The sequence below is a fragment of the Bradyrhizobium sp. USDA 372 genome, assembly GCF_053629095.1.
This window is the reverse complement of record NZ_JBRJHR010000001.1, coordinates 4,375,142-4,389,606: the sequence shown is the minus strand read 5'-3', so window position 1 is coordinate 4,389,606 and position 14,465 is coordinate 4,375,142. Positions and strand designations below refer to the sequence as shown.

At 64.9% G+C, this 14,465-nt stretch carries 12 protein-coding genes; 6 read left to right on the top strand and 6 right to left on the bottom strand.

The features are described 5' to 3' along the window. Nucleotides 1–2: 2 nt before the first annotated feature. The 4 genes from AB7M16_RS20715 to AB7M16_RS20700 all read right to left on the bottom strand — a co-directional run bounded on the left by AB7M16_RS20715 (nt 3) and on the right by AB7M16_RS20700 (nt 4,813). Nucleotides 3–695 (bottom strand): response regulator, encoded by a 693-nt coding sequence (locus tag AB7M16_RS20715; protein WP_172788317.1) that lies wholly within the window; start codon nt 693–695, stop codon nt 3–5. A 153-nt stretch (nt 696–848) separates the two neighbouring features. Further along, on the bottom strand, nt 849–2,024 hold the full coding sequence (locus AB7M16_RS20710) for a c-type cytochrome (protein ID WP_453945054.1): 1,176 nt from the start codon (nt 2,022–2,024) through the stop codon (nt 849–851). Nucleotides 2,025–2,165: 141 nt separating this feature from the next. Then, entirely contained in the window at nt 2,166–3,881 is a 1,716-nt protein-coding gene (locus AB7M16_RS20705; RefSeq protein ID WP_246571711.1) for a PQQ-dependent methanol/ethanol family dehydrogenase, read from the bottom strand. 488 nt (nt 3,882–4,369) lie between these two features. Further along, the gene (locus AB7M16_RS20700) at nt 4,370–4,813 is read right to left on the bottom strand and encodes an SRPBCC family protein (protein WP_260381661.1); all 444 of its coding nucleotides are present in this window, start codon (nt 4,811–4,813) and stop codon (nt 4,370–4,372) included. 694 nt (nt 4,814–5,507) lie between these two features. Here AB7M16_RS20700 and AB7M16_RS20695 point away from each other — a divergent pair. The 4 genes from AB7M16_RS20695 (at nt 5,508) to AB7M16_RS20680 (ending at nt 10,767) form a co-directional block, all read left to right on the top strand. After that, nucleotides 5,508–5,993 carry a (2Fe-2S)-binding protein gene (locus tag AB7M16_RS20695; RefSeq protein WP_453945053.1) on the top strand — a complete coding sequence of 162 codons (486 nt, stop codon included), beginning with the start codon at nt 5,508–5,510 and terminating at the stop codon, nt 5,991–5,993. An 84-nt stretch (nt 5,994–6,077) separates the two neighbouring features. Then, nucleotides 6,078–8,420, top strand: coding sequence for a xanthine dehydrogenase family protein molybdopterin-binding subunit (locus AB7M16_RS20690; RefSeq protein WP_453945052.1), 2,343 nt, complete (start codon nt 6,078–6,080; stop codon nt 8,418–8,420). Nucleotides 8,421–8,433: 13 nt separating this feature from the next. Beyond that, the gene (locus AB7M16_RS20685; RefSeq protein WP_453945051.1) at nt 8,434–9,234 is read left to right on the top strand and encodes an FAD binding domain-containing protein; all 801 of its coding nucleotides are present in this window, start codon (nt 8,434–8,436) and stop codon (nt 9,232–9,234) included. A 426-nt stretch (nt 9,235–9,660) separates the two neighbouring features. Next, nucleotides 9,661–10,767, top strand: coding sequence for a CaiB/BaiF CoA transferase family protein (locus AB7M16_RS20680; RefSeq protein ID WP_453945050.1), 1,107 nt, complete (start codon nt 9,661–9,663; stop codon nt 10,765–10,767). A gap of 135 nt (nt 10,768–10,902) precedes the next feature. Here the strand turns inward: AB7M16_RS20680 and hppD are convergent, their stop codons facing one another. After that, the gene (hppD, locus tag AB7M16_RS20675) at nt 10,903–12,021 is read right to left on the bottom strand and encodes a 4-hydroxyphenylpyruvate dioxygenase (RefSeq protein WP_212259008.1); all 1,119 of its coding nucleotides are present in this window, start codon (nt 12,019–12,021) and stop codon (nt 10,903–10,905) included. 121 nt (nt 12,022–12,142) lie between these two features. On the opposite strand from hppD, the gene AB7M16_RS20670 reads away from it, so the two are divergent. Together AB7M16_RS20670 and AB7M16_RS20665 are read left to right on the top strand one after the other, a co-directional pair. After that, nucleotides 12,143–12,622, top strand: coding sequence for an Lrp/AsnC family transcriptional regulator (locus AB7M16_RS20670; protein WP_036045971.1), 480 nt, complete (start codon nt 12,143–12,145; stop codon nt 12,620–12,622). Nucleotides 12,623–12,696: 74 nt separating this feature from the next. After that, entirely contained in the window at nt 12,697–13,008 is a 312-nt protein-coding gene (locus AB7M16_RS20665) for a DUF1272 domain-containing protein (protein ID WP_453945049.1), read from the top strand. A gap of 154 nt (nt 13,009–13,162) precedes the next feature. Here the strand turns inward: AB7M16_RS20665 and fahA are convergent, their stop codons facing one another. Continuing rightward, nucleotides 13,163–14,434 carry a fumarylacetoacetase gene (gene fahA / locus AB7M16_RS20660; protein ID WP_453945048.1) on the bottom strand — a complete coding sequence of 424 codons (1,272 nt, stop codon included), beginning with the start codon at nt 14,432–14,434 and terminating at the stop codon, nt 13,163–13,165. Between the last annotated feature and the right edge of the window lie 31 nt (nt 14,435–14,465).

The window sequence follows — 14,465 nt, the reverse complement described above, 5'->3', positions numbered from 1 at the left end:
CGTCATTGCGGCCGCCCGCGGTCCGCCCGCGCATAAGGCCGGGCCTTGGGATCCGGCAGGTCCACCTTGCCGATCTCGATGATCGCCTTGTTGCGGCTGAACAGGCCGAGCTTGCGCAGAATTTCGGTGATATGCGCCTTCACCGTGGATTCGGCGAGCTGAAGCTCCTGGCCGATCTGCCGGTTCGGATAGCCGCGCCGCAGCAGCTCGAGCACGCGAAGCTGCTGCGGGGTAAGCTCGCGCAGCTTGACCTCGAGCGCCTTGCTGGCCTCGGCCCGGCGCCGCTGCGGCGTCGCCACGAAATCCTTCGGCACCGATACCGATCCATTCAGCACACCCTCGATCGATTGCGCCAGCTCGCGCTTCGACAGCGACTTCGGCAGATAACCGGCGGCTCCCAGCTCCAGCGCCTCGCGGACGACGCGCTGGTCCTCCTCGCTCGACACGATGGCGACAGGCAGGCGCGGGTGGGCCTCGCGCAAGCGCAGAAAGCCGGAGAAGCCGGTCGCATCCGGCAGCGAGAGGTCGAGCAGCGCGAGGTCGATGCCCTCGCCCTGCTCGGCCGTCAGGATATGAAGGGCATCCTCGATCGACACCGCCTCGACAATCCGCGCCTCCGGCAAGGCCAGCCGCACCGCATTGCCGAGCGCCTCGCGAAACAGCGGATGATCGTCGACGATCAGGAAGCTGGTCATGGCGCCTTCACAGGACTGCACCGCCGAATGCTGCACCGTATGGGCATCCGCCGCCGCAGCGGAAGAGGCGGAACCATCCGACATCCGTCCGGCACCGGGATGGTGCCGGATGGACGCTACCACATCCTCTTGATCGGGTTCGGTCAAGACCGTTCAGTCGTTCGATTCGGTCTGGACCGTCAGCAGGAAGGAATAGATGCTGTCGAACTGGTCATCGGTATAGACCTCCTTCCAGGCCGGCATGCCCTTGTTCGGCCGTCCCTCGTGCACGGTCGTCCAGTACTTCTCGCGCATCTCGTCGCCGTAGCGGTGACGCAGCAGCCGCAGATCGATCTTCCGCTCGCTCTGGATCGCGTCGGGACCGTGGCAATGCGCGCAGGTTCCGTTGAAGATCTCCTTGCCCGCGCCGACGGCCTCGGCGCCTGCCGCGGCCGCGTCGCCCTTGGTCTCGGTCGCCACCACATTGGCGACCTGCACCACACCGGCTCCGGTTCCCGTCCCCGTCGTGACCGCCGGCACCGCACCGAAGCGAACCGGCGCGCCGCTCGGCAAACCGTATTTCGCGGCGAGCTCGCCGATCGTGCCCTGAAGCTGCGGCAGCACGGCATTGACGCGGTCGCGCAGCTCGGTCGAGGTCTTGGCGAAGCCGATGGCGGCATCCCATGACAGGCCTTCGCCCTCGGTGAGCTCGATCTGGTAGCGGCCATCGTAGCTGGTCTTGTTCAGCCAGCCGGCGACCGGTCCCCAGATGAAGGCGACGTCGGCCTTGCCCTGATCGAGCGCCTGCATGCCCTCCTCGGGCGACAGCACCGTCACCTTCTGGATGTCGTCGCGGCTCGCGAGCAGGTTTTGCGGCGTGCTGGCGAACTGCACGGCGACGCGCTTGCCCTTGAGGCCGTCGATGCCGCCGACCGCCGCGCCCTTGGCGGCCACGAGGGCATAGCCCTCCTTCGCGAAGGCCTCGGAGAAGATCACGGCCGGGCCCATGAAATCCTCGGACCGCGGCAGGCCGATCATGACGTCGCACTGCTTGCCGAGCAGCGTGACGCGCACGGTGCGCTTGCCGAAATAGGATTTGTACCAATCATAGGCGATCGGCCGGCCGAGCGCCTGCGCCAGGGCCTGCCCGATCTCGACATAGAAACCCGGCTTCGACGAGCTGTCGCTCGAGAATGGCAGGTTGGTCGGATCGGCGCAGAGACGGAACGGCTGCGCTTCCTCGGCCTGCAGCGGCGAGGCCGGACCGATCAGCGCCGCGGCGGCACATGCGAGCAGGCCTGCGATGGCGCGATGTCGGCTCGCACCGGTGGCGGAATGATTCGGACGCATCCTCGTCTCCCTTGCGTTGGCTTTGTTGCGCCGGCGCTTGTTGAGCCAGGCATGGCGACACCAGGCACCGCCCGATGCCGCAGCTAAAGTCTGGAGAAAGCGCGCGCGTATCCGTCACCTCGAGGATACGCGCGCGAGTTGTCACTGGACGGAGAACACGAAGAGCGAACCGCCCTCGGGGGCTGCGGCCGTCATCTTCTTTCCTACCTCGCCCAGGAACGCAGGCAGCGCAGCGGTGCGGCCGACGACGATCGCGACATATTGCTTGCCGTCGACCTGATAGGTCACCGGACCTGCGCCGATGCCGGAGCCGAGATTCTTGCTCCATAGCACCTTGCCGGACTTCGCATCGATGGCGCGGAAGTCGCCATGGATGTTGCCGGCAAACACGAGCCCGCCGCCGGTGGTCAGCGTGCCGCCATTGAAGGGCAGGTCTTCCTTGATCGACCAGACCTTCTTCTGCGCGACCGGATCCCAGGCGACGAGCTCGCCGAGGAAGCCGCCGGGGCCTTCCTTGGTCGGGAATTCGGCGCCGAGATAGAACACGCCGCGCTTGTAGGCGACATCGCTGACCGACCAGTCCATGCAGACGTTGTTGGACGGGATGTAGACGAGGCCGGTCTGCGGGTTGAACGACATCGGCTGCCAGTTCTTGCCGCCGATCAGGTTCGGGCAGATGTCCTTGGCCGGATGGTTCGGCCCGGGACGCTTGTCGGGATCCTCGACCGCGCGCATCGTGGCGACGTCCCACTTCTGGGCCCAGTTGGAGAACACGTATTTCTCCGCCGACAGCACCTTGCCGGTCTCGCGATTGGCGACGAAGAAGAAGCCGTTGCGGTCAGCCTTCATCAGCGCCGGAACGGTGCTGCCGCCGATCTTGAGATCCGCGAGCACGGCTTCGTTGACGCCGTCATAATCCCAGGCGTCGGCCGGCGTGGTCTGGATGTGCCACTTGATCTTGCCGGTGTTGGGATCGAGCGCGAGCGTCGAAGCCGTGTAGAGGTTGGTCAGCTTGCCGAAATTGCCGTCGCCGGTCGAACGCACCGCCGTGTTCCACGGGCCGGGGTTGCTGGTGCCCCAATAGACCGTGTCGCTCTTCGGATCGTAGGAGCCGACCAGCCAGGCCGCACCGCCGCCATGCTGGGCGGAATCGCCCTTCCAGGAATCGCCACCGGGTTCCTCCGGCGAAGGAACGGTGTAGGTCTGCCACACCTGCTTGCCGGTGTTGATGTCGAAGGCCAGCAGCGCGCCGCGCACGCCGTATTCGCCGCCGCCGAAACCGGTGATGACCTTGTCGCGCACGACGAGCGGCGGCGAGGTGATGACCGAGCCCTGCTTGTAGTCGACCACCTTCGCCGTCCACAGCGACTTGCCGGTCGCGGCATCGAGCGCCGTCAGCTTGCCGTCGAGGCGGCCGACGAAGATCTTGCCGTCGGCATAGGAGACGCCGCGGCTGTTCACGTCGCAGCAGGCGTATTGCAGCACGTCCTCGGGAATGTCGGGCTCCCAGGTCCATTTGCGCTGCCCCGTCGCCGCATCGAGCGCATAGACGTATTTCGGACCCCACGAGCTCGAAACGTACAGCGTGTTGCCGACGACGATCGGCGAGGATTCGTTCGAACGCAGCGACGCCAGCGAGAAGGAATAAGCGAGCGTCAGCTTGCCGGCGTTCTCGGTGTTGATCTGCTTGAGCGGGCTGAAGCGCGTGTTGCCGTAATCGTGGCCGGCAACGGCCCACTGATTCGAATCGGATTGCGCCTTGAGCAGGGAGTCGTTGGCGCGAACGCCAGGTGTAACGGCGGCAAGCATCGCAATCGTGGAGATGCCGGCCAAGAAGCCCTTCGTTCCAAAGGTCATGTATCCCTCCGCGGTGTTGTTGTGCACGCCTCGTTGGGCGCCTGAGCGCGTTGCGCTCGTGATGAGCAGTTCGCCTGCGAGCCATCGTTCGAAATTACAGCATCGCTTTTTCGCGCTTAGTATAGGCGGAAGGTAGTAGTGCAAATCATTGGCGGCTTTCGCCGCTCATCTCGTTGTCGCGCCTCACGTCCTGCCCTTGTTTTGCAGCTCGAAATGCCCCATCGGATGTGGGCAACATCGCGCCGCAATCCGATTCTCTCCGCGCATCGCGGTGTATCGCATATCCTTGTGGCGCTGGCCTGCGCGCACGCCTCGTCCTTCGAGACGGCGCTTACGCGCCTCCTCAGGATGAGGCTAATCAGCATCGGCGCTTGTTGAACCTGCTGCCGCGCACTCCGCCCTCATCCTGAGGAGCCCGCCCAAAGCGGGCGTCTCGAAGGATGGCTGCAGGAAAAAAACTCGGATCCGACAGCCCTGCCGCCCCTGGGTTACGATGATGGCGCTACCACGCCTGCAAAACTTTCGAAGAAGTTCGCGGCGAGTTTTCGCGACGTCGAGTCGATCAATCGCGAGCCGAGCTGTGCGAGCTTGCCGCCGATCTGCGCATCGGCCTCATAGTGCAGGATGGTGACGTCGGGCGCTTCTTCCTCCAGCCTGACCTTCGCGCCGCCCTTGGCAAAGCCGGCGACGCCGCCGGCGCCTTCGCCGACGATGCGATAGCCGTTCGGCGCATCGATATCGGTCAGCGTCACCTTGCCGCTGAATGTCGCCTTCACCGGGCCGACCTTCAGCACCACCGTCGCCGTCATCTCGGTCGGCGATGCCATCTCGAGCGATTGGCAGCCGGGAATGCAGCGCCTGAGAATTTCGGGATCGTTGAGCGCAGCCCACACCGTGGCCTTCGACGCCGGGATCCGCTGACTGTCGTTCATCTGCATCGCTTCCACCCTTGTTGCCGTTGCTTGTACGGCTCCACTAGGAGGGCGCGCGGCCGCATTCAATCGCCAGGAAGTACTAGTGCTGCTTTTTCGGACCATTCACTCGTTGTCATTCCGGGGCGCGCCTCTTGGCGCGAACCCGGAATCCATTTCCGCGCGGACTCTGCGGCCCGATGGATTCCGGGCTCCCTCGCTCCGCTCGGGCCCCGGAATGACGGAGTGGGCTGTACTGGCCGACGCGGCTTGACGGAGGCACTTCGCTGCACTGCCATAAGCAAAATCAAAGACTTAAGCCGTGACGTCCTACTACCAAGATCGCGATTACAAAGGCGGGGGCGCATGCTCCTATTCGCGCAACGAGCAAGGCATCCGAGGGAGGAAGGACGCACGACCGGGCCGAAGTCCAGGGGCAAGGGGCTAGGATGACCACGGCACGTGCGACCAGGTCACGCGCCTATTATGGTGGCAGCCGAGCACGCCATCGCAGAGGCTAGCGACTTTCCGCGTGTCTTTCGCAACGTCGCAGCACGTGACGGCGGCGGCACGAGACATCGTGGCCGAATCGCACATCGGCGACCGTCACCACGATGACCCTTCCATGACCGCGGTCAGCAAAAACCCAGTTGCAAAGTTTCGTTCGCGCTGTCTCTAATTAGAACCAATCAAAATCACTTTGGGAGGACTTCAAGTGTCTACAGTCAAACTGACGGTCAACGGCAAGGCCGTTGCTGTCGATGTCGAGGACCGCACGCTGCTGGTCCAGCTCCTGCGCGATCACCTCAACCTGACCGGCACCCATGTCGGGTGCGACACCAGCCAGTGCGGCGCCTGCGTCGTGCACATGGACGGTCGTGCGGTGAAATCCTGCACCATGCTGGCAGGGCAGGCCGACGGCGCCAACGTCACCACGATCGAGGGCATCGCCAAGGGCGACGAGCTGCACCCGATGCAGGCCGCCTTCCGCGACAATCACGGCCTGCAGTGCGGCTATTGCACGCCGGGCATGATCATGTCGGCGATCGACATCGTGCAGCGCCATGGTGGACAGCTCGACGAGGCGACCGTCCGCACCGAGCTCGAAGGCAATATCTGCCGCTGCACCGGCTATCACAACATCGTCAGGGCCGTGCTGGATGCGGCCGGCCGCATGAAGGTCTCGCAGGCGGCCGAGTAACCGGCGCGCCTCGAAACAAGTACCACCGTCGCAGCTGTCGATGGACAGCGCGGTCAAAGAAACTTCCGGTCGGGAGGACCAGACATGGGTGTTGAAGGCATCGGCGCACGCGTGGTGCGCAAGGAAGACAAGCGTTTCATTACCGGCAAGGGCCGTTACGTCGACGACATCAAGTTGACGGGCATGACCCATGCCTATTTCATCCGCAGCCCGCATGCGCACGCCAAGGTCAAGAAGATCGATTCGTCCGCGGCGCTGAAGATGCCGGGCGTGGTCGCAGTGCTCACCGGACAGCAGCTGGTCGACGACAAGGTCGGTAACCTCATCTGCGGCTGGGCCATCACCTCCAAGGACGGCAGCCCGATGAAAATGGGCGCCTGGCCGGCGATGGCACCGGAGACCGTGCGCTTCGTCGGCCAGGCGGTCGCGGTCGTGATCGCCGAGAGCAAGAATCTGGCACGCGACGCCGCCGAAGCCGTGGTCATCGACTACGAAGAGCTTCCCGCGATTGCCAACGTCCAGGCCGCCATCAAGGCCGGCGCGCCGCAGCTGCACCCCGAAGCGCCAGGCAACCAGGTCTATGACTGGGTGATCGGCGACGAGGGCGCGGTGAGCGCGGCCTTTGCCAAGGCCGCCAACGTGGTGAAGCTCGACCTCACCAACAACCGCCTCGCGCCGAACCCGATGGAGCCGCGCTCGGCCATCGCCGATTACGACACGGCGGAGGAGCATTTCACGCTGTACACGACGTCGCAGAACCCGCACGTCGCCCGCCTCGTGCTCAGCGCCTTCTACAACATCGCGCCCGAGCACAAGCTGCGCGTGATCGCACCCGACGTCGGCGGCGGCTTCGGCTCGAAGATCTACATCTACCCGGAAGAGATGGTGGCGCTCTGGGCCTCCAAGCGGGTCGGCCGGCCGGTGAAATGGACCAGCGACCGCACCGAGGCCTTCCTCACCGACGCCCACGGTCGCGACCACATCACCCATGCCGAGATGGCGTTCGACGCCAACAACAAGATCCTCGGCCTCAAGGTGAAGACCTACGCCAATTTCGGCGCCTACATGTCGCTGTTCTCCTCGGCGGTGCCGACCTATCTCTACGCGACGCTGCTGTCGGGCCAGTACGTCATCCCGGCGATCCATGCCGAGGTGATCGGCGTCTATACCAACACCACGCCGGTCGACGCCTATCGCGGCGCCGGACGACCCGAGGCGAGCTATCTGCTCGAGCGAATGATGGAGACGGCCGCGCGACAGCTGAACGTCGATCCGGCGGCGCTACGCAAGCATAACTTCATTACCCAGTTCCCGTACCAGACGCCCGTCATCATGGCTTACGACGTCGGCGACTTTAACGCCTCGCTCGACGCCGCGATGAATGCGATCGACTATGCCGGCTTCCCCGCGCGCAAGGCGCAGGCGAAGGCGGACGGCAAGCTGCGCGGCATCGGCGTGTCCTGCTACATCGAGGCCTGCGGCATCGCGCCGTCGAAGGCGGTCGGCAGCCTGGGCGCCGGCGTGGGCCTATGGGAATCGGCCGAGGTGCGCGTCAATCCGGTCGGCACCATCGAGATCCTCACCGGCTCGCACAGCCACGGTCAGGGCCACGAGACCACCTTCTGCCAGCTCGTCGCGGAGCGCCTGGGCGTTCCGATCAGCCAGGTCTCGATCGTTCATGGCGACACCGACAAGGTGCAGTTCGGCATGGGCACCTACGGCTCGCGCTCGGCGGCCGTGGGCCTCACCGCGATCCTGAAGGCGATGGAGAAGATGGAATCCAAGGCCAAGAAGATCGCGGCGCACGCGCTGGAAGCGTCGGAAGCCGACATCGTCATCGAGAACGGCGAGTTCAAGGTAACAGGCACCGACAAGGCGATTGCCCTGCCGATGGTCGCGCTCGCGGCCTATACGGCGCACAATCTGCCTGACGGGATGGAGCCGGGCCTGAAGGAGAGCGCCTTCTACGACCCGACCAACTTCACCTTCCCGGCCGGCGCCTATATCTGCGAACTCGAGGTCGATCCCGGCACCGGCAAGACCTCCTTCGTCAACTTCGTCGCGGCCGACGATTTCGGCCGGCTGATCAACCCGATGATCGTCGAAGGCCAGGTCCATGGCGGCCTCGTGCAGGGCATCGGGCAGGCGTTGCTCGAGCATGCTATCTATGATGCCAACGGCCAGCCGGTCACGGCCTCGTTCATGGATTATGCCATGCCGCGCGCCGACGACGTGCCGTCGTTCAACCTGTCCCACACCACGACGCTGTGCCCGGGCAATCCGCTCGGCATCAAGGGGTGCGGTGAGGCCGGCGCGATCGGCGCATCGGCAGCCGTGATCAACGCGATCACGGATGCGATCGGCAAGAACAATCTGGAAATGCCCGCAACCCCCGACCGGGTGTGGCGCACGATCCACGCGGCTTAAGGGAGGACCGAAGATGTACCAGACGACCTATCATCGCGCTTCCTCGGTCGACGAAGCCGCCAGCCTGTTCGCCAAGGGCAGCGAGTCGAAGTTCCTCGCCGGCGGCCAGACGCTGCTTCCGGTCATGAAGCAGCGCCTTGCTAGCCCCTCCGACGTCATCGATCTCGGCAAGATCAAGGAGCTGCAGGGCGTCGAGCTGTCGGGCGACACGCTGACCATCAAGGCCGCGACGACCTATTACGACATCATGACGAATGCCGATGTGAAGAAGGCGATCCCCGCGATTGCCTATCTCACCTCGGTGCTCGGCGACCCCGCCGTGCGGTATCGCGGCACGATCGGCGGCTCGATCGCCAACAATGATCCAGCCGCGGATTTCCCGGCCGCGCTGCTCGCACTCGGCGCCACCGTGAAGACCAACAAGCGGTCGATTGCGGCGGATGACTTCTTCCAGGGCCTGTTCACGACGGCGCTGGAAGACGGCGAGATCATCACCGCCGTGTCGTTCCCCGTGCCGGCGAAGGCAGGTTACGAGAAGATGCGGCATCCGGCGTCGCGCTTCGCGCTGACCGGCGTGTTCGTGGCGCAGACCAAGTCAGGCGAGGTTCGGGTGGCCGCCACCGGCGCCTCGCAAACCGGTGTGATGCGGGTGCCGGCGATCGAAGCGGCGCTGAAGGCGAACTGGTCGCCGTCGGCGATCGACGGCGTCAACATCTCGGCGAACGGATTGCTGGCCGACATCCACGGCACGGCGGAATATCGCGCCAATCTGATCAAGGTGATGGCGCAACGCGCGGTCGCGGCTGCGCGCTGACGATCGCAATTTAGACGACAAGGCAAGTTCTCTCACTCCCTCTCCCCGTTCTTACGGGGAGAGGGTGGGGTGAGGGGCTGCCTCCGCTTATTCGATGCATCTTGCATGCGATCAGGTGCAGGAGAGATCTTTGATCGCGGTCGGCTGATTGCCATGCCCCTCACCCGGAATTCGCGCGGCGCGCGAATTCCGACCTCTCCCCGCGCAGAGCGGGGAGAGGTTAAGACAGCGTCTCCACGCAAATTTTCCGCGGCGCGCACTTCGGTGCGCGCCGTTTTATTTTGGCCGTGCGGCATGAAAACCGCTTGCCTCGTCGGCGTGAAGGCGGGAAAAGTTAATCGGCCGATTAACTCGCTCAACAGAAGAAGACGTCAGAGGCGATTGCCGCATCAAGCGCATGCGCCCGCGACCCGAGGAAACAACAACGTGCTCGATCAACCAGCCCCCACTTCGTCCATCCGCACTTCCGGCCCGCTGTCGGGCTTCCGCATCGTCGAATTCGCCGGCATCGGGCCCGGCCCGTTCGCCTGCATGATGCTGGCCGACATGGGCGCCGATGTCGTCACGCTCGACCGCGTCGGCGCCAAGAAGAGCATGAAGTCGGTGGCGGGGCGCGGCCGCAAGGTGATCGAGCTCGACCTCAAGGACAAGGCCGCGATCGCGCAAGTGCTGGATCTGCTCGCGAGCGCAGACGCGCTGGTCGAAGGCTTCCGCCCCGGCGTGATGGAGCGGCTCGGCCTCGGGCCGGATGTCGTGCTCGCGCGCAACCCGAAGCTGGTCTATGGCCGCATGACCGGCTGGGGCCAGGAAGGCCCGCTCGCCAACGCCGCCGGCCACGACATCAACTACATCTCCATCACCGGCGCGCTTGCCGCGATCGGCACGAAGGAAGCGCCGGTGCCGCCGCTCAACCTCGTCGGCGATTTCGGCGGCGGCGCGCTCTATCTCGTCGTCGGCGTGCTGGCGGCACTGCTGGAAGCGCAGAGGTCGGGCAAGGGCCAGGTGGTGGACGCGGCGATGTGCGACGGCGCGGCCTCGCTGATGTCGTTCTTCTTCGACATGACCACGATGGGACGCTGGACCGAGGCGCGTAACCAGAACTTCCTCGACGGCGGCGCGCATTTCTACGGCGTCTACGAATGCGCCTGCGGGCACTTCGTTTCGATCGGCTCGATCGAGCCGCAATTCTACGCGCTGCTGCGCGAGCACGCCGGCCTCACCGACGCCGATTTCGACGCGCAAATGGATCGCAAGGCCTGGCCGGCGTTGAAGGAGAAGCTGAAGGCCGTGTTCAAGAGCAAGACGCGCGAGGATTGGTGCAAGATCATGGAAGGCTCCGACATCTGCTTCGCACCGGTGCTGACCATGTCGGAGGCGACACAGCATCCGCACATGGTCGCCCGCAACGTCTTCATCGAGCGCCACGGCGTGAAGCAGCCGGCGCCCGCGCCGCGATTCTTGCGGACGCCGTCGGCGGCGCGCGAGCCGGAGGCGGCGGAGATCGGGGCGGTGATGAAGGCGTGGACGCGATAGATCTAGCGCCGGCAAAGGTCGCGTAGGGTGGGCAAAGGCGCGAAGCGCCGTGCCCACGTCTTCGCATCAGTTCGGCAGGTAGGTGGGCACGCTTCGCTTTGCCCACCCTACGGCAGTGTGCGTGACGGCGGCAACCTACGCCGCGTTCCCAACCTTCAGCACCCCGCGCCGGATCTGGTCCTCCTCGATCGATTCGAACAGCGCCTTGAAATTGCCCTCGCCAAAACCGTCGTCGCCCTTGCGCTGGATGAACTCGAAGAAGATCGGGCCGATCGCGTTGGCCGAGAAGATCTGCAGCAGCACCTTGGTCTGGCCGCCATCGACCACGCCCTCGCCGTCGATCAGGATGCCGTTCTTCTTCAGCCGCGCGACGTCTTCGCCATGCCCCGCCAGGCGCGCGTCGATCTTCTCGAAATAGGTGTCGGGCGGCGAGGGCATGAAGGGCAGGCCGGCCTCGCGCAAGTCCTCGATGGTGCGGTGGATGTCGCGGCAGCCGCACGCGATGTGCTGGATGCCTTCGCCGCGATAGGTCTGCAGATATTCCTCGATCTGGCCGGAATCGCCGGCGTCCTCGTTGATCGGAATGCGGATCTTGCCGTCCGGGCTGGTCAGCGCGCGCGAGAACAGGCCGGAGGCGCGGCCCTCGATGTCGAAGAAGCGGATCTGGCGGAAGTTGAACAGCTTCTCGTAGAAGCCGGCCCAGACATTCATGCGGCCGCGATGGACGTTGTGGGTGAGGTGGTCGAGATAGAACAGGCCGGCGCCAACCGGCTTGGGATCGCGCGCGCCGAGCCATTCGAATTCGGCATCATAGGCCGAGCCCTTGGCACCGTAACGATCGACCAGATAGAGCAGGCTGCCGCCGATGCCCTTGATCGCGGGGACATCGAGCGTCTTCTGCGCAGACGACACATCGGCGGGCTCGGCGCCGAGCGCGATCGCGCGGTCATAGGCCGCCTTGGCATCGACGACGCGAAACGCCATCGACGGCGCGCAGGGGCCGTGCGCGGCGACGAAATCAGTGCCGTGGGTGCCGGGCTCCTCGTTGACGAGATAATTGATGTCGCCCTGACGATAGACCGTGATCTTCTTGGTCTTGTGGCGCGCGACGGGCGCGTAGCCCATCAGCTTGAACAAAGCGTGCAGCTCTTCCGGATGAGGGTGCGCATATTCGACGAACTCGAAGCCGTCGGTGCCCATCGGATTGTCGGCACTAATCGTGGCCGGCGGTGCATCGTGCGGAAACGGACCCATGGTGTTCTCCCAAATGGCTGCTGGCACGAACTATCCTTCATGGGGCGCGCAAGGAGCGTGCAAACGGGGCACCGATTGGCTATAATATGCACGATCCGTGCATCAAATGGTCAGAACGCGCATGATTTCCGTAGATGCCTTCGACCTCAAGATTTTAGGCGCGCTCCAGGACGACGGCCGCCTCACCAACCAGGAGCTGGCCGAGCTCGCGGGCCTCTCCGCCTCGCAATGCTCGCGGCGGCGGATGCGGCTGGAGGAGGAGAAAGTGATCGCGGGCTATCACGCCGACCTCTCCAGCGAGGCACTGGGCTTCGGCGTGATCGCCTTCATCCAGGTCGGGCTCGCGACACACTCGCCGGACAACTCAAAGCGCTTCCGCGCGCTGGTGAACCGGATCGACGAGATCCAGGAGGCGTATTCGCTGACGGGCGACGCCGACTACGTGCTGAAAGCCGTGCTGCGCGATCTCAAGGGTCTCTCCAACCTCGTCAACGACGTGCTGATGCCGCACCAGAGCGTGGCGCATGTTCGCTCCTCGATCGTGCTGGACCGGCTGAAGGAAAGCTCGAAGCTGCCGCTCAAGGAGATCAAGCCCGGCTGAAATCGAGGGAACTGCGGCATTCGCGCGCAGCGCACGATCTGCGATGATCGCAGCTCCATATGCGGAGATTCAACATGGCGCTCCAGCTGCGACCGAACTGCGAATATTGCGATTGCGATCTGCCGCCCGACGCAACCAATGCGCGGATCTGCTCCTATGAATGCACGTTCTGCGCGGACTGCGTCGAGACCAAGCTGTTCAATGTCTGCCCGAATTGCGGCGGCGGCTTTGCCCCGCGCCCGATCAGGCCGGCGCAGGAATGGCGGCCGGGCGTGTGCACGACCAGGCAGGTGCCGTCCGACAAGCGGGTGCATTTGAAGTACAGCGTGGAGGATGTCGCGGCGCATTGCGCGCGGGTGCGCGACGTGCCGCCGGAGAGGCGGTAGGTCTCTCCACGTCATTGCGAGGAGCCCTTGCGACGAAGCAATCCAGACTGCCCCTGCGCAAAGATTCTGGATTGCTTCGCGGAGCCTGTCATCGGGCCGCGCTTTGCGCGGACCCGGTGGCTCGCAATGACGGAAGTTGTGGCGGCGATCGAGGCTACCCCGCGGCCACGATCGTCCCCTCGACCTCGCCGAACCCGACGCGATAGCCGTTGCCCTGGCACCAGCCGCGCATGACGAGGCTATCGCCGTCCTCCAGGAACGCGCGCCTGGCGCCGCCGGGCAGCTCGACCGGCTCGGTGCCGTTCCAGCTGATCTCGAGCAGGCTGCCGCGCTGGTTCTTCTCCGGCCCGGAGATGGTGCCGCTCCCTAAGAGATCGCCGACATTCATGGCGCAGCCCGAGGAGGCGTGGTGCATCAGCTGCTGCACCGAGGACCAGTACATGTATTTGAAATTGGTGCGGCTGATGCTGGCCGGCGCATTGATGCCGGCAGCGCGCAAGGACACGTCGAGCTCGACATCGTAGTTCTGGGGCTTGGTCTGCTTGAGATAATCCAGCGGCACCGGCTGCTGCTCCGGCCCGTTCAGGCGGAACGGCTCCAGCGCCTCGCGCGTCACCACCCAGGGACTGATCGAGGTCGCGAACGCCTTGGCCAGGAACGGCCCGAGCGGCACATATTCCCATTGCTGGATGTCGCGCGCGCTCCAGTCGTTGAGCAGCACGAAGCCGAAGATCATCTCCTCGGCCTGGGTCTCGGTGAGCATGCCGCCCATCGGCGACGGCTGGCCGATGACGACGCCCATCTCCAGCTCGAAATCGAGCCGCTTGCACGGCGCAAAGCTCGGCAACTCGACATTCGGCGGCTTCAGCTGCCCGCGCGGCCGCTTCACCCTGGTGCCGGAGACCACGACGGTGGAGGCGCGGCCGTTATAGGCGATCGGCATGTGCAGCCAGTTCGGCTGCAGCGCATTGTCCTTGCCGCGGAACATCACGCCGACATTGGTGGCGTGCTCCTTGGACGAATAGAAATCGGTGTAGCCGGCGACGGCGAACGGAAGGTGCAGTCGGGCCTCGCGCATCGGCACCAGGGCCTGTTTGCGCAGCTCCTCGTTGTCGCGCAGCTCCGGATGATCGGCGCGCAAGAGCTCGCTGATGCGTGCGCGGGTCTTGGTCCAGACCTTCGGCCCCAGCGCCATGAAGGGATTGAGCGAGGGGCCCGAGAACACCCCGAGCGCACCGACGTCGAGCCGGGAATCCTGCTCGAGCTCCCAGAGATCGAGCACGTAATCGCCGATTGCGACACCGACGCGTGGCGTCGGGTTGGCCGCAGTCGAGAACACGCCATAGGGCAGGTTCTGGATCGGGAAGTCCGAGGCGGGATCGACGGCGATGAAGGAGCGGAGGCTGGGGTCGTTGGGATGGGGCATGGGTTTCCCGTGGCGCAGCGGTGACGGTGTC